The organism is Belnapia arida (assembly GCF_016773205.1).
Classification (GTDB): Bacteria; Pseudomonadota; Alphaproteobacteria; order Acetobacterales; family Acetobacteraceae; genus Belnapia; species Belnapia arida.
The window spans coordinates 1-23,930 of record NZ_JAETWB010000016.1 but is presented as its reverse complement, the minus strand read 5'-3'; the positions used below and the strand labels follow the sequence as shown (position 1 = coordinate 23,930).

The following is a 23,930-nucleotide window of genomic DNA, read 5'->3' as shown; positions in this document are numbered from 1 at the left end:
CGAGATGCCGGTCACGACCAAGACTCGGGTCCGCACCAACTGGACGACGTCAGCAGACATGAACGGCTGGGCAGTTGTCCGGCCACTCACGGCAGAGGACTTGGACGAGACAACCGGTATACTTGAAGATGTAAGCGACGCTACCCTCTTCACTCTCGAGGGCACAGCAGCGGCATTAGGGTATTTGCTCGACGCGCCGATGAATGCGAAGCAGGTTTATCCGGTGCTCGCCCGTCTGATGCGACGTGGCGTGCTCCTCGCGCCACTTGGGGGCCTCAGGCGTCGTTGGGAATACGACCGTTTAGTGCCTGAACTGCGAGCATGGGTGAACCATACCGCTGAAGCAGCTGGTATGACGAAGCCTTCTAGGCTAGCGCGCTGTGCCATCGCAAGCCTATGGCTAGCAACCATCGAGGGACGAACCTTAACTGTCGATAGCGACGCCCTGAGGCGCTTTATCAACATGCATCTTTCCAACAACCAAAGGGGAAAATGGCTCAAAGGAATCTCTAGACATCAAATGACCGGCCTTAAGCAGGTTGGCGTAGCTGTCAGCGCCGACGTAACTAAAAAGTGGTCGCCCCTTCTTGCGATGTCGCACTATATTCCACAGAACGCGCTCTCCGAATGGCAAATCCTTTTACGTCGGTTCTACGAAGCAAAAAAACTCGGCTCCATTGACCATTATGATAACGCCTTCAAGCATTTTATCTCTTACTTAGCTGTTGCGCCACAAGTTCAAAACGTCGATAACTACTTCTCAGCTTCGATTGAGCGTCCGTCACTCGTCGACTGGCTGCGCGAAAGCTTACCTGGCACTTACACTTACAATCGAATTCAGACCTTCCTTTATGATTTCCTTTATTGGGTTGTGTCGAATCAGGATAGATTTTTCACGCACGACGAAGTAACCGGCGATCCAATCTTGCGATCGGGTGTCTATTTCCCTTTCCGGTCTTCTGACATAGATAGGTCGTGGAGCAGTCGGCGGGATAACTCCGAAGACCCGAGTGAGACGGTCCAACAGGCCCTTCCAGTTGAGTATATGGAAGAGATCGAGCATATTTTATTCGATAACGATATGGACTGGCCGAAAAAACGGTCTATTGATTGGATTGATTGGATCCCAGTCGGCGCGACGAAATCGGAGCGTATTTATTGTCCTGTGCTTCCCTACCTTATCAGCCTTCTCGTCAAAATTCCCATTCGGCAGGTCCAAGCGCGCAGGCTTGACTCTGGAGAGGGTGACATTCAGGTCTTTAATCTCGCCAGGGATGCTTGGGAAGAAAACTATGGTCCCCATGCAGGATACTGGGAACGCACAAATGTAGCACGTCCGGAGCGCGGCGTGCTTCGGCGTCTCAACGACACTTTCGAGGACAGGGTTTTATGCGGCCTGTTCATCAACTCGAACAAGACCTCCGACCGTAAGACTCTGTTCGACGAGCGCAGTGGCTACGTCATCCAGTGGCACAATGAAGCTGCAATCGATATTGTCAAAAAAATGCGTACTTGGCAGGAAATGCACAACCCCGTTGATAGCCCGCTAACGTACAAGGCCGTGCGGAAAGGCGTGTTCGAAAAGGCTTCGGAGGGCGTCATCCAGAGACGCCCAGCGTGCTTCTACTTGTTCCGCTACCCTGCTGGTAATGCCAGAGAATACAAGAGCTCACCGCCAAGCTCACAACAGCTTCGTTTTTTTTGGCTTGAGGTTCTGGCCGAGTTGGAGAGGCGGACAAAGGCACGCCACGCGACCGCGCCTGATCTAATCTCTACGTGGCAGGGTAATTCTCCGCAAACAAGTCCTTTTAATCTGCATGGCCTTAGGCATGCCGGGCTCACGCGGATGGCGATGTCGGGTGTGCATCCCTGGATCCTGCAAAACATCGTGGCAGGCCATGCGGCATGGGTCATGACGCTCTACTATATCAAACCGAACCCGGCTCACATCAGCGATGTTCTGAATGAAGCATATATCAGGGCTATGCGGGAGAAACAGCAGGAGTTCAAGCAATTCCTCACGTCCAAAACCATTGAAGAGGTGCATCGCGCAGCCATTGCCGGGAGTCATGGCATGGCAGCGCTTCAAGGTTTGCGGAACTCTGGGCTGAGTAATGCTACTGGCCATTTGGCGTCACTCGATATTGGAATTTGTCCCAACGGGAGGACACGCTGTGACGAGGGTATCCGGATTGCCGACCGCACCGAGTATAAGCACAAGGAAGCAGCTAAAGCATTTGGCCCGGTGCCGTGCACGGTCGGCGGCGCCCCAGACTGTGCTCGCTGCCGCTTCTTTATTACGGGAACACCATTCATGGAGGGGGTCCGGCTTAAGGTAAACGAGATCTCGCTCCACGCCCACCAGAGCGCCCTCCGATACCACGAGATGCGCAGGACGCTCGACGAGAAGGAGGCGACTTACGCCAGGGCCAGAAAGGAGGGGGCGTTATCAGACCCGGTGGAGGAGCAAGGGCTTCACATCCTCCGGCAGGAGCTAAAGGGCGAAGCTGACGTTCTGACCAATCTCGTCGAAAGCCTAAACGCACACTTTCAGATTTGGCAGAAGGTCAGAGCAATGGCACGTGAGCACTTGCGGGCCGAAGGGGCGTCCGTGCCTGCGCTGCTATTTCACGAACTGCCGGAGTTCCGATGGGAATTGCAGCCAAGGCTAGAAGGTGTTGACGAACTCTGCCATGCGGCGAGATGGTTTCCCTCCACCCGCACCACCGAGTTGCGCCGGGAGCGGCGAGAGGCGGTGATCCGCATGCTGGTGCGGAATAGGAGGCCTCCAGCCCTGGCCATGATGACAGAGGCTGAGGGAGACGCCGCCGCTGGCGCTATCATGGTGGAACTTTATAGGAAGTGGGGCAAGTCGGCGTTCCGGAAAGTATTTGACGAGCAGCAGACCTTCGAGAGCCTGGGCATCGTTGAGGAAATGGACGCGTTGCTTGGCAATCCCCTAGTGTCTAAATACAAAGATGCGCCGTTCACTCTGGAGCTGATAGCACCAGAGACGGAGTCTGTGCCATAAGCTCCGTCGGCGATCAGGCGGAGGAGGTCCGGCGAGGGTCGATTGACCACGTGCTGGCGACGCCAGGGGTGCGGGAGAGCACACGTGCAAACGTGGTAAAGGTTGACGAAGCCTGTCGCCGCCTTCTTGAACGCCGTGATGAGCTAAGTGTGGTCGCTGTTGTTAGCATGATCAAGGAACTGCATCCGCAAAGGTGGATAGCGGAGCAGACCTTCTACAACAAAACACCATCGAGCTTCTGCTACCGCGAGGTCATCAGCATATGGCAGACCTACAGGCGAACAGTCGACCAACTCCGAAAAACGCGTCTGCCGAGCAATGTGCAGGACGATCTGCCTGACATCCTGCTAAATCAATTACAGCCTGAAAGCGCACGGGTCATCGTTCTCGCGATGCGGACTTCGCTCAGGAACATGCACCGGCAAATAGGAATGCTGCGCAGCCTGACACCTGACAAGCTCGTCCGGCATCGGGAGCCCGCACCAAACGCAGGGGCAAGCTTGACACCTTTGAGCATTCTAACACGCGAAGAGAGTGACATCTTGTCTGCCTTCATCGATCCTACTGAGGCTAGCAGTCGAGGAGGGGCGTGGGACGACCTGGGCCGCCTTGTTGCGAATGGCGAAGCGCTGTCACGCGCCGGTCTGCTGCAGATAGTAATGAAGGTTCTAGATACGAGCCTGCCGCCCAAGCCTGCAAGCGACAAAACGGCCGCAATAAGAAAAGCGAAAAAGCGTTAAGGTGGTGGCCCTCCCCGGACTCGAACCGGGACGCCCGTTAAGGCTCGCGATTTTCGTACCACTTCGACTTTCGCCGCCCCTAGAAGGGTTCGTGGTCTGGACTGTCCCTTCACCTTGCCGCTTCCGCAGTTTAGGTGCTGCCCGTCCAGTCTCTACACCTTCCCATTTCTGGGCTTGGCTCGGGATTAGCAGTTAAGCCTTCCCCGACTTTGAGCAGTTCTACTCCTAGCGTTTCCACCAGGGCACCCAGTTAACGATGAGTCGCGTTCGTCTACCAATTCCGACAGAGGGCCGCAGGGCATTCTCTAGCATGAGGGTGAAGGCCAGCCAAGATCGGATACGAAGGGCAGGCCCCATACGTGTCTTCCAGCCCAACTGCCTCAGGTTCGAGTTCATCACCTTGCTCGAGGGCCACTCTGACGGTGTGGCCCACGGCGGCCGTAACATGCTGCTCGGTGCCGTTGGCCGCTAGATAACCGAGGCCGTCCCCTGGAGCACACGTGGCGCCCGCTTCAACACGACCAGCCCAGGCATCGTCATCACCTCGCTTGCTAATGACGAGCTGAAGGGACCTTGGGAGCCGAGCTACCGCGGCATGATCGACGTGTCCGCGGCGAGGCGCCCGCCTTCGTTGCCAGATGGGCTATGCCGATGGGGCGGATACCCCAGTGGTTGGACAAGCCGGTAGGCTCGAGAACGCATTGGCCGTTGCGCCTTCCAACCACCGGGACCTGCTTGTGCAGTTCCACTGCATGGAGGCGAGTGCCGTCGAGCTGAACCTGCCCCATGTCGCTATACGCTGACGGCAGGCCGCCATGGAAGCCGAAGGCGCCACCGGCAAGAGCCACGGTTGGGCGGATCGACGATGAGCGTATCGCCCTTTCACGCGCCTGACAGGCCGTACTTGCCCGCAAGTCGTACCAACCATCGATTTGGCTGGCCTGTGCGGGTACGTTCTGGCTTGCAATGTACACTACCGTAAGGTGTGCTTTCCTGCATGAATAGAGCTTCATAAGCAAAGAGGCGTTTGATGACCGCCACCTCCGGGGATGGGCTCAGACGGCTGATCGAAGCGCTACCGAGCCCATGCCTCGTCCTGTTACCCGACGAGCCGAGGTTCACCATGGTCGCAGCCAACGGCGCATACCTCCGTGCCAGCATGACCTGGCGGACAGGAATCATTGGACGTGGCCTGTTCGAGGTCTTTCCGGATAATCCTGATGACCACGCTGCCACAGGCACGCGCAATCTGGGCGCCTCGCTGGCTCGGGTGCTGGCGACCCGTGCCCCCGACCGCATGGCAGTGCAGAGGTACGATGTTACGCGAGCGGACGGTGCTTTTGAGGAACGGTATTGGACCCCGCTGAACGCGCCTGTCCTAGGTGAGGGCGGAGAGGTCGAATTGATTCTCCACCACGTAGAGGATGTCACAGGTTTCGTTCAAGTGCGTAAACGTTCATTGGCCGACAACGCGGCGGCTTACGAGGCGCTAGCCACGAAAGCGCACACCGACCTCCTGCTCGACGACCTCAGAGCCATGCTCTCGGCCCTCCGGACAAGCGAGCATGCGCTGCGCGCCGAGCGCGAACGGCTGCGCTTAATTTTCGAAAGCGCTACGGAGTACGCAATCATCAGCATGGACATCGGGCGGCGCGTTATCTCGTGGAACGAAGGGGCGCGCCGCCTTCTGGGCTATGAGGAATCCGAGATCGTAGGGCAGTCTGCAGACCTCATCTTCACTTCCGAGGACCGGTCTGAAGGCGTGCCAGAGCGTGAGGCAACAGGCGCGTTAACCCAAGGGCGCGCGGCGGCTGAGCGCTGGCATTTGCGCCGGGACGGCACGCGTTTTTGGAGCAGCGGACTAATGCTGCCTCTGCGCGACCCCGCAGCCGACCCCACAGTCCCGCCGATCGGCCTCATCAAGATTATGCGCGACCGAACAGAACTCGCGCGGGCCGAGGCGCGGCGTGATGCTCTCATCGAACTCGGCGACCGTCTCCGCGACATGCGGGACGCAGCTGAGATTGCGTGCACCGCCGCCGAGATTATTGGCCGGACCCTAGGCGCTGGGCGCGCGGGCTACGCGCCTGTCACCCCAGACGGCCACTACGTGATCGAGCGCGACTGGACCAATGGCCGCATGCCGAGCGCGACCGGCCGCTTTCGCATCGCGGATTACGGAGCGGCCTACGCGGAAAGGCTCGCAGAGGGCGCGGCCATCGCTATCGGGAACCTCGCCTTGGACCCGCTCACCGCTGCCGTCGCCGCGAACTATGCTGCCTACGGCGCCCGCTCACAGCTTTCAGTGCCGCTCCTCGCCGACGGTCGCTTAGCCGCGCTCATCTACGTGCACGACGACGAGGCACGGTGCTGGGCGGAAGAGGAGATCGGCTTTGCGCGCGGGGTTGCAGAGCGTGCTTGGGCCGCGGCCGAGCGGGTGCGCGCCGAAAATCGACGGACGCTGCTGGTCAACGAGTTGAATCACCGAGTGAAGAACACCCTCGCAGTGGTTCAGTCGATCGCGGTCCAGACGGTGCGCGGCACCCCAGACATGGCTTCTTTCTCGGCGGCCTTCCAGGCGCGGCTGATCGCGCTCGCCCGCGCCCATGACCTGCTCACGCGACAGCACTGGGAAGGCGCCATGCTGTCGGAAGTGGTGCGCGAGGCGATGAGGTCCAGTACCAGTAGCGGCAAGGAGGCCCGGGTGGACTTCGGCGCGTGCGCGTCGGACGTGCTGCTGAGCCCCGCAGACGCACTCTCCTTGGCAATGGCGCTGCACGAACTAGGCACGAACGCCCTCAAGCATGGCGCCCTGTCGGCCCCGGCAGGCCGGGTTTCCGTCACTTGCCATTGCACCCCCAATAACGGCGCGTGGGTGGAGTGGGTCGAGCGGGACGGTCCACTGGTTCCGGGTCCGCCCACACGGCGGGGCTTTGGCTTGCGGCTGCTCGAACGGGGGCTGGCCATGCAGGGGGGCTTGGGCGCAGACCTCCGCTTCGAACCAAAGGGTCTGCGCTGCACGCTACGGCTACCGTCAGGAAGCCCTTTCCTGCGGCAGTAAGCTGGCGTCGCACCCAGTCCATTGCCGCTTTGGTTGACCGTGGGGCGACCCCGCCACCAGTTCAAGACAACAGGATGGAATCGGCAAACCCACGAGACAATGTCCACCCACTATCCTGTTTGGTCGCTCTCTGGGGCGGTTGCGCAGAGAGGAAACGCGCCGACGTCATAGAAGATGGTCACTTACCGCTTGCGCTGGTAGCTTTGACCGAGCAATGCGGAAGGTGAGGCAACCGTTGTCCGACGACTCTGGCAGACGCAGGGACGATGCCGACGGGGCCGCTAGTCGCCTACTGCGAGCGCAAGAGGTGGGCGGTATCCATTTGTTTGAAATTGGGCCGGACCAAGTGGCCCGCTGCGATGACGGCCTGAGGGCACTTTTCGGCGTGCTGCCGACCGCCCGGTTCGATCACGCGGTCTGGCTCACTCGCCTTCACCCAGCCGACCGCGACCGCCTGGCCGGTGACTTCGAGCGCCTCATGCGCGAGGGCGGTTCTACGGAAATCGAATACCGGGTGCTTCGACCCGATGGCAGCATCCGTCGACTCTTGAGCCGTGCGCAGGTGACCGCCGACCCTGGTCGGCCCGGCTCGGTCTTCGGCGTCACCATGGACGTCACCGAGCAACGCGAGGCTGTGGCGGCGCTCGCTGCCAGTAAAGAGGCGGCCCGGCTGGCGGCGGAGCGGGTGCAGTTGGCGCTTGATGCGGGCGCCATCATTGGAACATGGGTTTGGGATGTACCGACTGACACCTTCACCGCTGACGAGCGCTTCGCCCGCTCCTTCAATCTCGATCCTGAGGAATGTCGGACGGGACTCGGCCTCGATAAGGTAGCCGCGTCAATCCACCCTGATGACAAGCCGCGCGTGATGGAGGCTGTCGCTCAGGCCCTTGGACGCGGCGGTCTCTACCGTTGCGAGTATCGGGTCCGGCAGTCCGACAGTGTCTATCGCTGGATTGAGGCGAATGGTCGTGTCGACCTCGCGCCTGACGGCACGCCATTGCGCTTCCCGGGCGTGTTGCTCGACATTGAGCGGCGCCATGTCATGGAGGGCGAACGCGACCGCGCCACCGCCTTGCTGCGGACCTTCGCCGAGGCCGTGCCCGGGGTGGTCTACGCCAAAGACCGGCAGGGCCGCATGCTGCTTGCCAACGAGGGCACGTCGCGTCTGGTCGGTAGGCCGAGCGAGGAGTTCCTCGGGAGGACGGACGCAGAATTCCTGAATGACAAGCGCCAGGCCGAGGCCGTGATGGCTAACGACCAGCGAATCATGCAGAGCGGCGTCGCCGAGCAGGTCGAAGAAAGGGTCAACATGGCTGACGGTACCCCGGCGGTCTGGCTCTCCACCAAGGCGCCACTGCGGGATGCGTCGGGCAACGTCATCGGCCTGGTTGGCACCTCTATTGACATAACCGGGCGCAAGCAAGCCGAGACAAGCTTGGTGGACAGCAGGGCGGAGCTCGAACGCCTAGTCGACGAACGGACACGCGACTTGCAGGTAGCGCAGGCTCGACTAGCGCACGCCCAACGCATGGAGGCGCTCGGCCAGCTTGCAGGTGGTGTCGCGCATGACTTCAACAACGTTCTGCAAGCTGTCCGGAGTGGCGCAGCTTTGATTCGGCGGCGCGCAGCCGATGCCGATGTGGTGCGGCATCTCGCTCGCATGGTCACCGATGCCACGGCTCGTGGTAGTGCGGTCACTCAGCGCCTCCTGGCCTTCTCCCGGCGCAGCGAACTCCGGGCGGAGCCGCTGGACGCTGTGCGTTTGTTAGAGAGTACGCAAGAAATTCTATCCCACACCCTCGGCGCGGGAGTCGAGATCCGGGTCGAAACGGCGTGTGACTTGGCGCCGCTCCTGGCCGACAAGGGGCAGTTGGAAACGGTGCTGGTGAACCTCGCCACCAATGCCCGTGACGCCATGAACGGTGCCGGAACCCTGACCCTGAAAGCCCAGTCCGAAGTACTCGCGCGCGGCATGAAGCTAGACCATCCGGTGAACCTTGAGTTTGGTTCGTACGTTCGGCTGTCCGTGTCCGACACCGGCTGCGGCATGGATGCCGAAACGCTGGTTCGAGCCTCCGAACCCTTCTTCACAACTAAGGAGCCGGGGAAGGGTACTGGGCTAGGCCTTGCCATGGCGCGCGGCTTCGCCGAGCAGAGCGGTGGCGGGCTGCACATTGGAAGCGAGCCGGGTCGTGGGACGACGGTGGCGCTATGGTTACCGGTCGCCAATGTTGACGCCGTCGTCGGGATTGCCCCGGCACTGGGCGACGCACCGTCGCGCGCCAGCGGGCGCCGCATCCTGCTGGTGGATGACGAGGACTTGGTGCGGGAAATGCTGGCTCGCGAGTTGTCCGAACGCGGCCACGATGTTGTTCAGGCGCGAGACGCCGAAACTGCCTTGGCACTACTCGACGCGGGCGAGGCCGTAGATGCCCTGATTTCTGATCTGTCCATGCCGCGCATGAACGGCGTAGCGCTCATCGACGAGGCACAACGCCGACGACCTGGTCTTGGCGCTATCCTACTGACTGGCTATGCAGGCGGGGTTGAACCGGGAGCAAGCAAGGCAGGTGAGTGTGGTTACAGCCTGCTGCGTAAGCCGGTGAGCGGTGATGATCTAGCTCGATGCGTCACGGAACTGCTGATGGCGACAAAAGGCGACTAAGAGCGTGTTTGAGCGTCCCTCGTTCGCCTGTCCCAGTCCCTGCTCCAAGGACGAGGAGAGGAACCGACCGGACCCGACGGTACTCGCTGAAGAACAGGTAGGTGGTCAACGCGTAGACCGCGATGAGGGCGCTCTGGTACGCAGGGACGAAGCCCGGCATGGACGGCAGCGGGCGCGATGCGATGGGGAGAAGGGCGAAGGTGGCCGTCGCGAACGCCAAGCAGACCAGGGCCGCCGTCAGGCGCTGCCTCCGGCTCGGCTCGGCTGTCGCCGGAGTCTCCAACGCGAGGATCTGTCCGCCGTCCATGCCACCCCCAGCCGCGCCCCGAGGTGGGGGAGCGATACGCCACCGCTTCATATACATGTTCCTAGAGGAATGCGCCGCTGCCTGAAACCGCAGGGCATCAGTCACCTTCCGCTCGTCACCCCTGGCAAGAAGCGGACGGTGGCGCGCAGACCGGCGAGCTCAAAGTGCAGCTTCACGGCGGCGCCCGCGCCCAGGTCGTAGGGCAGCGCCTGCTCGAGCAGGCGCGTTCCGAAGCCGCGTTGCGTTGAAGCCCCGGAGCACCGCAGTGGCAGCGTTCGGGTCTGGGTGGAGGACAACGGCATCGGCATCCGTCCCGAACACCGCGACAAGATTTCCGGGTATTCGAGCGGCTGCACGGGCAGAAGGCGTATCCTGGCACCGGCATCGGGCTGGCCATCGTCAAGAAGGGCATCGAGCCGCTCGGCGGCACTGTCGGGGTCGTATCCGAGCCCGGCCGCGGCAGCCGGTTCTGGTTCGAACTGCCAAAGGAAAATTCGGACCATGGACATGTGTGAGTTCCCGGTCCTCCTGGTCGAGGACAACGAGGACGACATCCTGTGCGTACAGCGCGCGTTCCGGCGAGCCAAGCTGTCGAACGCGCTCCCCGTGGTGGAGGATGGAGACGCCGCCGTCGCCTACCTCTCCGGCCAGGGCGAGTATGCCGACCGCAACCGCCATCCCATGCCGACCCTGATCCTGCTGGACATAAAGCTCCCACGCCGTAGTGGCCTCGAGGTGCTGGAGTGGCTGCGCGCCCAGGCGGGTCTTCGGCGCATTCCGGTGGTGATGCTGACCTCGTCAAAGGAAAGCGCGGACGTGGACCGCGCCTTTGACCTAGGGGCAAGCGGCTACCTCGTGAAGCCGGTGGACTTCGACGGGCTGCTCGAGATGGTCAAGACAATCGGGGTGTACTGGATGGTCATGTCCGAACTGCCCTCGGCACCCTTGGAAGCCCCGCCGCCGTCCTGAGACGGCTGGGATGGGTGTGGTTCGGCAGTTCTAGCTGGAGTGAGGTATCCGGCGCCTGCGCGGCTGCCGCGATACCATGGGGTCCCGGACACAGCGATCCGAGAAAGGCTGAGCACAGACCAGATTTGCTGCCATAAACATTACCACGTAATTGTTTGGAGGAATAATCAACCCAAAATATGCAGAAGTGCCTCGACCGTTCTGCATCCATTCCGCTACTTAGATGGGTAACGGCCCCGTGAGCGGAACCATGATCGGATGGTGCCGCGAGTGGGATGAGAACGGAACCGCATGCTGGATACTTTGGCTCGTTGGCTTTTTGATCCGTCCGGGCTGACGCCACATGGCTTCTGCCTGCTGTGGGAGCCTTGGCTCATTTGGACCCACGCCGTGTCGAATGTCGCCATCGGCGTGGCCTACTTCACCATCCCTTTGGCACTGACGGTCTTCGCCCGGCGCCGCCGCGACCTCGCCTTCAAGCCGGTCTTCTGGCTCTTCGCCGCCTTCATCCTGCTCTGTGGCACCGGCCACTGGCTCGACCTGCTCACCCTTTGGGTTCCGGCATACGGGCTGGAGGGTATCGTCAAGGCCGGAACAGCCGTGGTTTCGGTGGCGACCGCCATCGCGCTCTGGCCGCTGCTACCCAAGGCTCTCGCCCTGCCGTCGCAGACGCAGCTCCGCGAGGCGAACCGGGCGCTCGAGTTGCTCGCCGAGGAGCGCAGACTCTCCACGGAGGCTCTGCGCGAAAGCGAGGCCCAGTACCGCACATTGTTCGCGCAGGCGCCCCTCCCGCTCCATTCGCTCGACCTCGACGGTCGCATCCTGTCCGTCAGCGACCGATGGCTCGAGTTCATGGGCTTTGGACGCCGCGAGGAGGTGCTCGGGCGCCACCTCACCGAGTTCATGGCCGAGGAGGCCAAGCAGACATTCAGCACCTGCTGGCCGCGCTTTGTCTTGCAGGGTGGGTTCGACGACCTCGAGTTCCAGCTCATCAAGTGCTCCGGTGAGGTTGCTGACGTGCTCATCTCGGCCCGGCTCATCCGCGACGAGGCGGGAGCACCAGTTCGCACCATGGGCGCCATCGTGGACGTCACCGAGCGCAGGCGCGCGGAGACAGCGCTGCGGGCCAGCGAGGAGCGCCTGCGCCAGGCGCAGAAGATGGAGGCGGTCGGTCAGCTCACGGGTGGCATCGCCCACGACTTCAACAACGTGCTGACCGCCGTCATGGGCAATCTCAGCTTCATTCGCAAGCGGGCGGGCGAGGATCGCCCCGACCTCGTGCGCCTCGCCGACAATGCGCTCGACGCGGCCGGGAAGGCCGCCGGGCTCACGGCGCAGCTGCTGTCCTTCTCACGCCGTCAGCGCCTCGACCCTAAGCCGCTCGACCCGGTCGAGGTCGTGGAGGGCATGCGTACCCTCCTCCAGCGGACGGCGGGGGACAGGATCGGCCTCTCGGTCGAGGACGATGGTGATGTCGGGTTCTGCCTCGCGGACCGGAACCAGCTGGAATCGGCGGTGCTGAACCTTGCCATCAACGCCCGCGATGCGATCGCCGGGGCTGGCCACATCGTCATTTCCCTGGGCACCGAGCACGTGGCCGCGGGGCCGGACGGCTGGCCGCCGAGCGGTGACTACGTCCGCATCACGGTTCGCGACGATGGGCCGGGCATGCCCGAGGAAATACGCCATCGCGCTTTCGAGCCGTTCTTCACGACCAAGCCGCCCGGACAGGGAACCGGGCTGGGACTGGCCCAGATCCACGGCTTCGCGCACCAGTCCGGCGGCACAGTGACCATCGACAGCGCACCGGGAAAGGGGACCGAGGTCGCCATCCTGCTGCCTCGGACCGAGGCCGCGCTGGACGACCGCGACCAGGTGCGCGCCCTCGTGCTGGAGGCGCCAGCAGGGCAGGGCGAGACTGTCCTGCTGGTCGAGGACGACCCTTCGGTACGCGGAGTCATGGCTACGACCCTCATCGAACTGGGCTACCAGGTGCTCGAAGCGGAGGATGCCGACGCGGCGCTGGCAGCGTTCAAGGCCGCCGCAGGCGTGGATGCCGTCGTCACCGACCTGACGATGCCCGGCAGCATGGACGGCTTGGAACTGGCCGAGGCTGTCCGCGCTCGCAGCCCCAAACTCCCTGTCATCCTGGTAACGGGCCATCTCGACCCGCTGCGCGAGCGGCAGCTGCTAGACGGCGTGACGTTCCTGCAGAAGCCTTGCACGCGCTTTCAGCTGGCTGCCGCACTCCAACGCGCCTTGGTCGGAGTAGCGGAGCCCGTTCAGATGTAGTCTGATTCGCGCCGGGAACTGCTTTAAGCTATCGGACCTTGCCGTTGCATGCCAAGAGCCTGGGTAGTGAGGGTGTCGGGTCGGGCAGCGCCGCAGCCCTGGCGTCATCTACCCTGGGATGCGGTTGCGCCCACGCTGTGACGACGGTCCTGATTTGCGATTGACGTGGGTGTGCCGCGGCCTCTTTCAGGCCCGAGAACCTCGCTGTTCAGGTGGTCCAGATCCTGGCGAAGGCGAACAAGGGGCGCTCGTCTGAGAGCCCGAACCAGACCGGCGTCTTCTTCGGCTTGGCGTCCGCCCACTCGCTGAAGGAGTCATGCTGTATAGGTTGCACATGGGGCAGCCTCAGGACCGCTTCTTCCTCGTCCGCTTCTTGGGCGCGGCGTTGGTCAATGCCGCCGCCCAGGCGTCGGTGACCTGCTTAGTGCCCTCCCGCATCGCGGCCACCTGATGGCGCTTGGCCTGACTGGTCATGATGCCCCGGGCGGCTCCGGCCCAGGCGTTCGCGCCGCTTAGAAACATGCTCATCAGCGGATTCTTCGTAGTCCATAGGTTGAACATGTCCGTTTCCTGGCAGCCGGAGTCTCGTTGCAGCAATCTCGCCGCCTCGTCAGAAGTCGACCCAACGCTCGCAGTTGCCGCCAACCAATGTTGTTTTGCCGTTCTCTTACCTGAGCCGGAGAGCCTTGTGGACGAGAGACAGCCTGATTCTATGCGCCTGCCCCGCGAATACAGACCGGCCTTGCCGTGCCACCAACCCGCATGACAGCAGACGAGGTATCAGCATGCCCGCCGACCATGATGCAGTAGACGAGGATAGCTTCGTCGATAACGACTTCCAGGACGGAGAGCCGTTCCTGAGGCACCCAAGGCCGTAGACCCAGCCCGGATTGCAGCCCGGCTCGCCGTCCAAAGCGCTCTGGCAGAGCAGGGCATCAGTGTCGAAGCCCTGACGGGCGCAGTTGTCATTGATGTGCCGGGTCCGAATTGGATGTCGCCCGTCAGCATGGCCTGGCGCGACATCGCCAAAGTGCCCAGCAAGCGGACGTCCAGCAGCAGGACAGGCGATATCGAAGATCGGCCGGGCGCGTGGATGGTGTTTGATGCCGATGGCTCGGGATCAAGCCACCGGCCGAGATATAACACGAGCAGATCGCGGAGAGCCTTTGGAAGGGCCAGAGCGTCTTGGGAGTGTCCCAGGCGCCCGACCGGCTGCTGCCGCCGGATCTGATTCGGGCCGCGGACTTGAGGCTTCTGCTGCGGCATCTGAATGCCGAAGACCTGAGGAGCGTAGCGCAGTCGGTCACCTCCGATGCCACGGACCTGATGTTCGCTCCCGAGGTCTGCGCAGCCGTGTCGCCGGTGGTCCTGAGACTGGCACACGGCAGGGGCAGTCGGCTGACGATTTCCTCCGGCGTGTCGAAGCTGTCGTGGCTCGCCAAGCATCAGCGCCATCAGCCTGGGAATCCCCCGCGAGTCACGCTCTCGGAGACTTGGTATTAGTTGCTCACCGGAATGGACCGACCCGCTGGGGATGAAAAACGGTCACGACCCTCAACCGACCGCGCCAGCAAGACGCTGTTTTCTGCCTAGCCGCTCTGCCTCCTCACGCGTTGGCGTCCGTCGGGTGCTCCTGTCCCGAGCGGAGGCACCTTCGGGCAGGCGGGCGGAAGGGGAGGAAGGGCGATGTACGTGGTGATCCGCAGGACCAAGCTCAGCGGCTCCCCCGAGGAGGTGGTGCGACGCACGCGCGACCACATCGCGCCGCTCATCGAGGGACGGCCCGGCTTCCGTGGTTACTGCGCATTCGTCACAGAGGACGGTAACGCCGCTTTTTCGGTCGGCATATTCGATGACAAGGACGCGGCGATGCAGGCCCACCAACGCGTGAGGGACTGGATCGAGGCCAACATGCGCGATCTCATGCCCGAGCCGCCGGAGGTCATGGCTGGGAAGACCGTTTTCGACTCCATTGCGCATCCGCAAGAGCAGATTAAGGACCGGCAGCAGGCGCTATTTATTCTCGTCCGCACTTATAGCGGGCTACCTGGGCAAGCTGAGACCATGCATTCGGCGGTAAGTCAGCACACGCTGCCTGCCATCATGGACGCGCCGGGCTTCCGCGGCTTCTACGCCTTCCGTGACGAGGCCAACCCAGACCGCGCCATTTCTGTCTCGCTGTTCGACAGCCGCGAGCACGCCACCCATTCGCATGAGGAAGTGCTGAACATCATGCGTGAGCAATTAGGCGAGATGGCATACCGGGAGCCGCAGGTGACGGCGGGTGAGACAGCGGTGCTGGCGACGGCATAGGGCAACGCCGCGGAGACGTTACTGGTCGCGCGGGGCTGCTGCGCGATGCCGGACAAGCCCACAGCATCCCGGGCGATGCCTGCCCGATTAGCTGGCACTGGGCTCAACCCGGCCTAGCCGCCGCACGAGGCTAGGCCCGCGGTTTTCCGGGTCCGCCCAGACTCGGCCCGACGTAGGCAATTCATGTTCTTGACCCTACGCCAGCGCGAAGGCCAGGCAGCTGTTTCGCCTGAGGGATGGCGCGGTCGTCGCGCCGATGATGCAAAGGGTGGGCAACACGGTGCGCTCCTGGGAGTGTCCCAATCCCACCACCTCGAAATGATCCTTGTTATCCCAAGACATCCACAACCCTGAGCGTGGATCCGGACTTCCAGCGACTCGTTCGTTCAATTTACGTTCTTTCGGATGGAGGTGGGTGGATATGGCCGGGGCGAGCCGGGCAGCACTGCTGGAGGATTTGAGGGAGCAGGTGGCGCGCATCGAGCACCGCTTGCTGACCCCGGGCCGTGCGGCCGCCGTCCGATTCGGCCTCCCAACCCTTGACGAAGCTCTGCCTGGGGGCGGTATTGCCCGAGGCGCCCTGCATGAGGTCGCCGGATCCGGCTCCGACACCGAGCATGGCGCCGCCGCGGCCCTGCTAACGGCCAGCATCCTGGCCCGAGCGAATGGGCCGGTGCTGTGGGTCTCCGCGTGGTTTGACCTCTTCGCTCCGGCCCTGGCCGAGGTCGGCCTTGGCCCCGAGCGCGTCCTCCACGTCGAGGCGGGCCGGGACGTGCTGGCCGCCATGGAGGAGGGGCTGCGACACCCGGCCTTGCGGGCGTCGTTGGCGAGGTGCCAGGCCGCCTCAGCCTGACGGCCTCGCGCCGCCTTCAGCTCGCTGCCGAAGGCACGGGCGCCGTCGCCTTCGCCCTCCGCCGCAGCGCCCGGCACGACGACGCCGCCCTGGCGGAGCCCAGCGCGGCGGTGACGCGGTGGCGCGTCTCCCCCCTGCCGTCCGCCCCGCCGCTGCCTTGGTCGCCCGAGACGCCCGGCCTCGGCCTGGCGCGCTGGCGACTCGACCTGCTGCGGGCCCTTGGCGGTGAACCCTGTTCCTGGATTTTGGAGTGCCCCGATGCGGAGGGTCGTCTCGCTCTGGCTGCCAACTTGGTCGACCGACCGGCTGCAGAGGAGCCGAGGCGCCGTGTCGCCGGTTGAGGCGCCGCTGGTGACGCGCGCCCACGATGGCCGCCGCCTCACGGTCGCGGCAGCGTATCGGGCGGCGTAGGTGCTCGGCCTGCGTCCGGGCATGCCGCTCGCCCATGCTCAGGCGATGGTGCCGGGGCTCGAGATGGCCGCGGCGGACCCCGGAGGCGACGCCGACGCGCTCGCCGACCGCGCCGCTTGGTGCCTGCGCTACTCCCCCCTGACTGCGCCCGAGCCGCCGGACGGGATCTGGCTCGACGTCACCGGCTGCGCCCACCTGCACGGCGGCGAAGACGCCATGCTCAACGACCTCGTCCGGCGCCTAGGCCGGTCCGGTGTCGCTGCCCGAGGATGTCACCGGCGCGCTGGCCTCGCAGGTCTGGGGCTGGTCCGAGGAAGGCGTCATCGAGGAGCACGCCACGGAGCTGAACCTCGACCCCGCCGACCGACGCTTGCGGCTGACCCTGGAGTTGGCGCGCGAGCTCATCGGCTTCCCCCGCCAGCTTGGGACGCACCCGAGCGGCTTCGTGCTGACTCGCGACCAGCTCGACGAGCTCGTCCGCGTCGCGCCCGCAGCGATGGCCGGGCGGCAGATCGTCGAGTGGAACAAGGACGACATCGATGCGCTCGGGTTCATGAAGGTGGACGTGCTCGGGCTCGGCATGTTGGGCTGCCTTCGGCGCGCCTTCGAGCTGCTGGAGGACCACAAGGGCCAGTGGGTCGATATCGCATCGGTGCCGCCCGAGGATCCGGCGACCTACGCCATGGTCCGGCGGGCCGACACCCTTGGCACCTCATTCGATGGGACGGCCACGGTGTCTCGAACCGGGGGAGCGGCTTCTTTGTGGTCGAACCGACCTAGCCTACCTGCGTCGGCCGCCCTGGCCACGCTCCGCATTTTCACCCTGAGCTCGGGCTTCGGATGGGCCAGCGGAAGTCTGCCCGGTGCGGTCTGACGACACGGTCCAGGCCGTCGACATATTCGACGGGCCGCCATCCGACTTGGCCTACCTGGCCCCAGACGGCCGCCGGAATGGGGAGCGTCTTCACGCTGGGCAGCGTCTACGCCGCTGGCCGCACGGTCACGGTCCGCTGCAAGTACCGGAGCGGTGCCTCAGCCGACATCGAGGTCGGGGCGCGCGTCGAGCAATGCAGCGCTCGCCGGGAAAGCTCGGGCAATGTGGCGGTCACCTGCCAGTGAGTTGACGCGGCCAGGGCTCATTGTCAGAGGACCGGGTTGGGGCTGGCGCAAATTCACGGCTTCGCGCACCAGTTCAATGGCAGCGCGACCGTCGACAGCGCACCGGGCCGGGACACCGAGGTCGCCATCCTGCTGCCGCGGACCGGCGCCGCGTCGGGCCGGAACGTTGATTCGCGTCGCACCGCAGCCGAGGTGCCGCGCGGTCACAGCGAGACGGTCCTGCTGGTCGAGGACACCGCGTCGTGCGCGGTGCTTTGGCCGCGACTTTTGCAAAGCTGGGCTACCGGGTACTGGAGGCGGAGGATGCCGACGCGCGGCTCGCGGCGTTCGGGCTGCAGCCGTTGACATGGTGCTGACCGACCTGATGATGTCCGGGAGCATGGAGGCCCCCTGCGACCGCGCCCGGCTGGCCGCCGCGCTGCGGCGCGCGCTCGACGGGGCGGAAGAGTCCGTCCTGGCCTAGGAGGAGGCAGGTGCCGTGGCCAACCGCGAGGCTGGCGCACCGCTCCCGGAGCCTCGATCAGCCGCCGTGGTCCAGCAGCTCGGCAGCGCGGTTGTACAGCCTGTCGTCCACGCGGCAGCCGATCCAGGTCTCGCCGCGCGGCGGTTGCGGGCAGACGCCCGGGCCTAGTTCTTGGGTCACCACGGCGTCGAGCAGGGCACGTAGCCGGTCCGGGTGGCTGATGCGGCCGTCGGCACCGAACAAGTCGAGGTCGTCGGTGGGCCCCAGCCCGACGGCGCGCGCCGCCCGCACAGCACTCACCGGTGGGGTCTTCTCGTTCTCAGGGCAGCCACCGCCCTCGCGCCGCTCGGCGGGCGGGACGGACGGCGCGCCGGAGCAGTCCCCGGCGGGCGAGTAGCGCCCGAGGAAGTCAGCCGCGGAGCGCGCGTGGTGGCGGACCTGGTACTGCCGAATAAGATCGACGAAGCCGCGGATCGCATAGGCCGGATTCTCGAATCTGGCGAAGTGCTGCGCGTTGGCGCCGGTCTGCCCCGGCCACCGGCCGCTCAGGTTCGGCCCCTTCAGCGCGACCCAATTGTTGGCGCGCAGCCCGAAGGGCGCCTTGTCCGGGTCGTAGGTCACCGGCTGGTAGGAGCCGTCGCCCTGCCGGGCGAGCAAGCCGTCGGCGGTCTCCTGGCCGCCGCGCTGCCCCGGGGAGCCGCCCTGGGCGACGGTGGAGCCGGGCGACAGGAACAGTGCCGAAGCCACCGCCACCGCAAGGGTGACTCGGAATAGTGCTTGTCTCATGTCCTTACCTCTCGAACGCCTCGGGGGCACTGGCCGCGCCCCACCCTCGCCGGGGCAAAGGGGCGCGCCACCGCTTAGTTCCGCCTGGGCAATTTCAATAACGATGTCGGTTTGAGGCACGCTCAGAATGAACTGTCTTCGGTGCAAAGTCGCCCCGAAGATTTGCGCCGTCAGCATTACAGTTTGGCGGCACCGTTGTTCCGCCTTCTGTTCCGCATCCGGCCTGTTTTCTGTCCCGTAGGACAGCTGGGTCCATACGGCCCGGGAGGAAGACATGGCACACGATACCTACGTCCAGGACGGCAAGCTGCTCTACTCAACCGACCTGACGGCGTTGAACAATTCGGGCGTCGACGGTCGGGCCGTTTTGTTGATCGACCAGGACACCCGCACGCTAACCGTGGACATCAAGGCCAGCGGTTTGGAGCCGGGCGAGATGCACATTCAGCACATCCACGGCTTCAACAACGACACCGATGCCAAGTCGCCCACCATCGCCCAGGACACGGACGGGGACGGCTTCGTGGAACTGGCGGAAGGGCTCGCCACCTACGGCCCGATCCAGCTCAACCTCACGCTGAACCCTGAGAACTCCGCCCATGACCATGGCACGGAGGGTCATGACCATACCGATGAGGCGATGTTTCCGACCGTCGGCGCCGACGGCAAGCTCAGCTACCGCGAGGTCTTCACCTTTGCGGCCGACGATCCGAATGCGAGTGCGGTCTTCGACGGCATCACACCGATCGAGGCCAAGGAGATCGTCATCCATGGCCTGACCACCAGCGCCAACCAAGGCACCGGCACGACCGGTGAGGTGGATGGCACGGACGGGTACAAGCTGGTCCTGCCCGTTGCGTCGGGTGAACTCAGCGGCGTGGCCCCAGCGGCCGACGTGCTTGCGGCCGTGAGCGAGCTTGGGCTCAACCCGAACGACGTGGTCGAATGGAACGCCATCGCCGCCCATGTCACGGAAAACTTCGAGGCAACCGGGCAGTGGTACCTGTGACCCTGACGGCAACGTAGCCTCATAGTCCTGGCGGGCCGCGCAAGCGGTCTGCCAGTGGTGACTAGGTCCAGCTCATCCTTGCGAAGTGCGTCGCCAGGCACAACGAGCCCAGGTGAGGCCCCACGTTTCCAATGTTGTTGGTGCAGGATGCGGACCGGATGGCGTTGCGACCTACCTCGCTATTGGGGAGCCAAAAACCGCCATGCTTGACGAGATCGGCTTCCAGCGCGGTGCGACTCTATTCAAGTGGGCGCCATCCCTTCCACACCGGAAATCCGCTATTTCCACGAAGCCGAGAGAGAGAGCGCCTTGGAACCGGCCCAACAGCTCGAAGGGCTGGTGTGGCGTGCAAGATCCTTCGTACCCGAAGCTGCCTTGCCCTGGAACGCTGGAGATCTGGTTGCCGAACAGCATGGTGATCAGCGGAGCTAACGTCGGTTGCACGGCTTTGCTTGCCGATTTCGGCCATGTCGCGGCCATGGAATACCAAATCGATTAGCGACGATCCACTGCATTGTCGCAAGTGTTTTGGCCATTTGCCGCGTTGTGGCATAGCTAGACGGTTGAGACAAACACCGACTATGGAACCTATTTGGCGATGAGCACTGAGGCGATGGAGGAACCAGCTCCGCACTTCCCTGCCGGTGGCGGGGAGACGGGCGCGCTCATGCGCGCTCAGGATTGGTCAGCCTCGCCACTCGGGCCGCCTGGAACATGGCCGCAGCCTCTGCGCTCCGTTGTCGAACTGCTGCTTAGTTCGAAGTTTCCCATGTTTGTCGTTTGGGGGCCGGAGCTCGGCTTTCTCTACAACGATCCCTACTTGGAGATTTTAGGCGCCAAGCACCCCGCCGCCCTCGGCGGTGGATTCCGCACCATTTGGTCGGAAGTCTGGCCGAACGTCGAGGTCCTGGTTAAGACAGCCATGACTGGGGAGGCGGTCTACCGTGAGGACTTCCCACTGGTCCTCAAACGCCACGGACGCGACGAACCCTGCTGGTTTACCTTCTCTTACTCGCCAGTGCGCGACGAGCGTGGCTTCGTCGAAGGGATGCTCTGCATTGTCTCTGAGACGACTGGCAAGGTGCTTGCTGACCGGCGCAACGCCTTCCTAGTTGGGCTCGAGGACCGGCTCCGAAGCTTGACGGCTCCGGGTGATGTCACTGCAGCTGCGGCTGAGTTCCTCGGCCGCCATCTCGGCGCTGCACGCGCGGGCTACGGCGACATCGACGCTCTCCAGGAGGTTGTCTCCGTCGACCAGGATTGGACTCATGACGAAACGGTGGCAAGTCTGGCGGGTGAGGCGCGCGCCTTGGACGGCTTCGGTCCTGCCGTCATCGCCGAACTCAAGGCAGGACGGACGCTCATCGTCGAGGACTGCTACGCGGACCCGCGCGTCAGCGAAGCTTATGCTGCGACCTGGGACAGCATCGGGTGCCGCGCACTTGTCGTTGCTCCCCTCATCAAGGAAGGCCGCCTAAGGGCCATCCTCTACGTTCACAATCCGGCACCCCGGCGCTGGACGCCAGGTGATGAAGCAATGGTCAGGGGCACGGCCGAACGCACTTGGGCCGCGGCAGAACGGGGCCGGGCAGAGGCTGCGTTGCGCGAGAGCGAGGCACGGCTGCGCAGCCTGAACGCTGACCTCGAACGACAAGTCATCGAGCGTGCGCAGGCGCGTGGCCGCACTTGGCAGCTCAGCCCCGATCTGATGGGGGCACTCAACTCCCGGGGCTACTTCGAGACCTCCAACCCTGCCTGGCAGACTGTCCTTGGCTGGTCGGAAGCCGAGATGGCCAGCATGTCCATCTTCGAGCTGTTGCACCCGGATGACGTGGACCGCACACGCCAAGGCTTTCAGCTCACCCAGCTTGGGCAGCCTGCCATCCGGTTCGAGAACCGCTACCGGTGCAAGGATGGCACCTATCGCTGGATTTCCTGGGTCGGCATTCCCGAGGACGGTATGGTCTACTGCACTGGCCGCGACGTTACCGAGGAGAAGCGGCAGGCAGAGGAGTTGGCGGAGCGCACCGCTGAGCGCGACCACTTGTGGCAATCTTCGCCGGACTTGCTGGGGGTCCTCGATTTCGACGGGGTGTTCCGCAGGGTGAACCCCGCCTGGGGTACGATCCTCGGCTTCGAGGCGCACGAACTAGTCGGAACGCGCGTCGATCAACTCATCCATCCAGACGACATCGAGTTGACGGAGGCGGCGCTCGTGCGGGCTACCGGAGGGCGCCTGCCCGCTGTCGAGAACCGCTACCGCCACAAGGACGGCTCCTACCGCTGGATCTCCTGGGTGGCGGCGCCGCGGAGCGGCCTGATCTATGCCATCGGGCGGCATGTCACGGCGGAGAAGGCGCAGGCGGAGGCGCTGCGGCAGGCGGAGGATACGCTCCGGCAGTCGCAGAAAATGGAAGCGGTGGGCCAGCTCACCGGCGGCCTCGCGCACGACTTCAACAACCTGCTTGCGGGCATCTCCGGCAGCTTGCAGATGATGCAGACGCGCATGGCCCAGGGACGGCTGGGCGAGCTGGACCGCTACATCACGGCGGCCCTAGGGGCATCCAGGCGTGCGGCCGCGTTGACCCACCGGCTGCTGGCTTTTACGCGAAGGCAGACCCTCGAGCCGAAGCCGACCGACGTGAACCGCTTGGTTGCCGGAATGGAGGAGTTGGTGCGGCGGACGGTAGGCCCGGCCATCGATGTTGAAATCGTCGGCGCGGCCGGGCTGTGGGCCACGTTGGTGGACCCGAACCAGCTGGAGAATGCCCTGCTGAACCTCTGCATCAACGCACGCGACGCCATGCCGGATGGGGGACGGCTTACGGTCGAAACCGCAAACCGTTGGCTCGATGAGCGGGCGGCGCGGACGCGCGACCTGGCACCGGGGCAGTATGTCTCGCTCTGCGTAAGTGACACCGGCACCGGCATGACGCCCGAGGTTGTCGGCCGAGCCTTCGACCCATTCTTTACTACCAAGCCGATTGGGATGGGCACTGGTCTGGGCCTGTCCATGATATATGGCTTTGTGCGCCAGTCCGGGGGCCAAGCACGCATTTACTCTGAGCCCGGCCAGGGCACGATGGTGTGCCTCTACCTGCCTAGGCACCATGGCAAGGCCGAAGCCGAGGACGAAGCGGCAGGGCAGGCGGCGGTACCGCGCGCCGAGCAGGGCGAGACGGTGCTGGTGGTGGATGACGAGCCCACGGTGCGGATGCTGGTTGCCGACGTTCTCGCCGAACTGGGCTACACAGCAATCGAGGCGGCCGATGGCCCGGCCGGACTCGAGGTGCTGCAATCCGACACCCGCATCGACCTACTGGTGACCGATGTCGGCCTGCCTGGCGGCATGAACGGCCGCCAGATGGCCGACGCGGCGCGCATGCACCGCCCGGGCTTGAAAGTGCTGTTCATCACCGGATACGCGGAGAACGCCGTGCTGAGTCACGGGCACCTCGACCCCGGCATGCATGTGCTGACCAAGCCCTTCGCCATCGAGATGCTGGCAAGCCGAATCAAGGAGCTGATCTACGTCGAGTAAGGGAGGGACGGCAACATGCAGCCTGTACGCAAACGCAGGTAGGCTTCGTCGCCTCGATGCGGCAACCGCAACTGAATCGTCTCTCTACCTTATGCGCCTGTTGAACCGGTGTCGCAGGGCGCGCTTGGCGGTCACCCAGCGGAGCGACCACAAACGTGTCACAACCATGATCGGCCAACTAGCGCATGGCCAGCGGGGATGGTGGTCCAACCAACCGGTAGCTTGGGAGGTCGCCTGTTCGCCGTAGCGTTAATTCGCGTTCAGGGACCGACCTGCAGGGCGGACTCCTCCGGCGCGTTGCTTTCGCCCACGACGAGGGTCAGCTTGGCTGCCAGATCCTCGCGCACGTAGGGCTTTAACAAGAGTG

General features: G+C 64.0%; 19 protein-coding genes. 17 read left to right on the top strand and 2 right to left on the bottom strand.

Annotation, left to right across the window (positions count from 1 at the left end; translation table 11 throughout):
• Positions 1-100: 100 nt before the first annotated feature.
• The 7 genes from JMJ56_RS21880 to JMJ56_RS21850 all read left to right on the top strand — a co-directional run bounded on the left by JMJ56_RS21880 (position 101) and on the right by JMJ56_RS21850 (position 13,068).
• Positions 101-3,031 carry a VPA1269 family protein gene (locus tag JMJ56_RS21880; RefSeq protein WP_202833904.1) on the top strand — a complete coding sequence of 977 codons (2,931 nt, stop codon included), beginning with the start codon at positions 101-103 and terminating at the stop codon, positions 3,029-3,031.
• Positions 3,032-3,081: 50 nt separating this feature from the next.
• Positions 3,082-3,771, top strand: coding sequence for a gamma-mobile-trio protein GmtX (gmtX, locus tag JMJ56_RS21875; RefSeq protein ID WP_202833903.1), 690 nt, complete (start codon positions 3,082-3,084; stop codon positions 3,769-3,771).
• Between the two features lie 1,030 nt (positions 3,772-4,801).
• The gene (locus JMJ56_RS21870; protein ID WP_202833902.1) at positions 4,802-6,832 is read left to right on the top strand and encodes a PAS domain-containing sensor histidine kinase; all 2,031 of its coding nucleotides are present in this window, start codon (positions 4,802-4,804) and stop codon (positions 6,830-6,832) included.
• Between the two features lie 307 nt (positions 6,833-7,139).
• On the top strand, positions 7,140-9,500 hold the full coding sequence (locus JMJ56_RS21865; RefSeq protein WP_202833901.1) for a PAS domain-containing protein: 2,361 nt from the start codon (positions 7,140-7,142) through the stop codon (positions 9,498-9,500).
• Between the two features lie 588 nt (positions 9,501-10,088).
• Positions 10,089-10,322, top strand: a complete 234-nt coding sequence (locus JMJ56_RS35575) for an ATP-binding protein (protein ID WP_202833972.1) — start codon at positions 10,089-10,091, stop codon at positions 10,320-10,322.
• Positions 10,309-10,776, top strand: coding sequence for a response regulator (locus JMJ56_RS21855; RefSeq protein ID WP_202833900.1), 468 nt, complete (start codon positions 10,309-10,311; stop codon positions 10,774-10,776). Before JMJ56_RS35575 ends, JMJ56_RS21855 begins: the two co-directional genes overlap by 14 nt.
• Positions 10,777-11,067: 291 nt before the next feature.
• Positions 11,068-13,068, top strand: coding sequence for an ATP-binding protein (locus JMJ56_RS21850; RefSeq protein WP_236038223.1), 2,001 nt, complete (start codon positions 11,068-11,070; stop codon positions 13,066-13,068).
• Positions 13,069-13,413: 345 nt separating this feature from the next.
• Here the strand turns inward: JMJ56_RS21850 and JMJ56_RS21845 are convergent, their stop codons facing one another.
• Positions 13,414-13,629: a hypothetical protein gene (locus JMJ56_RS21845; RefSeq protein WP_202833898.1), complete on the bottom strand. Its 216-nt coding sequence runs from the start codon at positions 13,627-13,629 to the stop codon at positions 13,414-13,416.
• Positions 13,630-14,259: 630 nt separating this feature from the next.
• On the opposite strand from JMJ56_RS21845, the gene JMJ56_RS21840 reads away from it, so the two are divergent.
• The 7 genes from JMJ56_RS21840 (at position 14,260) to JMJ56_RS21815 (ending at position 18,109) form a co-directional block, all read left to right on the top strand.
• Complete coding sequence (locus tag JMJ56_RS21840) at positions 14,260-14,571, top strand: hypothetical protein (RefSeq protein ID WP_202833897.1); 312 nt, start codon at positions 14,260-14,262, stop codon at positions 14,569-14,571.
• Between the two features lie 183 nt (positions 14,572-14,754).
• Entirely contained in the window at positions 14,755-15,381 is a 627-nt protein-coding gene (locus JMJ56_RS21835; RefSeq protein ID WP_202833896.1) for an antibiotic biosynthesis monooxygenase family protein, read from the top strand.
• A gap of 421 nt (positions 15,382-15,802) precedes the next feature.
• On the top strand, positions 15,803-16,234 hold the full coding sequence (locus tag JMJ56_RS34050) for an ImuA family protein (protein ID WP_236038221.1): 432 nt from the start codon (positions 15,803-15,805) through the stop codon (positions 16,232-16,234).
• Positions 16,213-16,575: a hypothetical protein gene (locus JMJ56_RS34045; RefSeq protein ID WP_236038219.1), complete on the top strand. Its 363-nt coding sequence runs from the start codon at positions 16,213-16,215 to the stop codon at positions 16,573-16,575. The genes JMJ56_RS34050 and JMJ56_RS34045 overlap by 22 nt, the downstream gene beginning before the upstream one ends.
• A gap of 323 nt (positions 16,576-16,898) precedes the next feature.
• Positions 16,899-17,519, top strand: a complete 621-nt coding sequence (locus JMJ56_RS21825) for a hypothetical protein (protein WP_202833895.1) — start codon at positions 16,899-16,901, stop codon at positions 17,517-17,519.
• Between the two features lie 77 nt (positions 17,520-17,596).
• Positions 17,597-17,764: a hypothetical protein gene (locus JMJ56_RS21820; protein WP_202833894.1), complete on the top strand. Its 168-nt coding sequence runs from the start codon at positions 17,597-17,599 to the stop codon at positions 17,762-17,764.
• A 36-nt stretch (positions 17,765-17,800) separates the two neighbouring features.
• Positions 17,801-18,109 (top strand): hypothetical protein, encoded by a 309-nt coding sequence (locus JMJ56_RS21815; RefSeq protein WP_202833893.1) that lies wholly within the window; start codon positions 17,801-17,803, stop codon positions 18,107-18,109.
• Between the two features lie 175 nt (positions 18,110-18,284).
• On the opposite strand, the gene JMJ56_RS21810 is transcribed toward JMJ56_RS21815, so the two are convergent.
• Positions 18,285-19,013 (bottom strand): hypothetical protein, encoded by a 729-nt coding sequence (locus tag JMJ56_RS21810; RefSeq protein ID WP_202833892.1) that lies wholly within the window; start codon positions 19,011-19,013, stop codon positions 18,285-18,287.
• 274 nt (positions 19,014-19,287) lie between these two features.
• Between JMJ56_RS21810 and JMJ56_RS21805 the strand changes: the two genes are divergently transcribed.
• The 3 genes from JMJ56_RS21805 (at position 19,288) to JMJ56_RS21795 (ending at position 23,563) form a co-directional block, all read left to right on the top strand.
• Positions 19,288-20,022: a CHRD domain-containing protein gene (locus JMJ56_RS21805; RefSeq protein WP_202833891.1), complete on the top strand. Its 735-nt coding sequence runs from the start codon at positions 19,288-19,290 to the stop codon at positions 20,020-20,022.
• 202 nt (positions 20,023-20,224) lie between these two features.
• Complete coding sequence (locus tag JMJ56_RS21800; RefSeq protein WP_202833890.1) at positions 20,225-20,521, top strand: hypothetical protein; 297 nt, start codon at positions 20,225-20,227, stop codon at positions 20,519-20,521.
• Between the two features lie 270 nt (positions 20,522-20,791).
• A complete protein-coding gene (locus JMJ56_RS21795) occupies positions 20,792-23,563 on the top strand; it encodes a PAS domain S-box protein (RefSeq protein ID WP_202833889.1) in 2,772 nt (923 codons plus the stop codon).
• Positions 23,564-23,930: the final 367 nt, after the last annotated feature.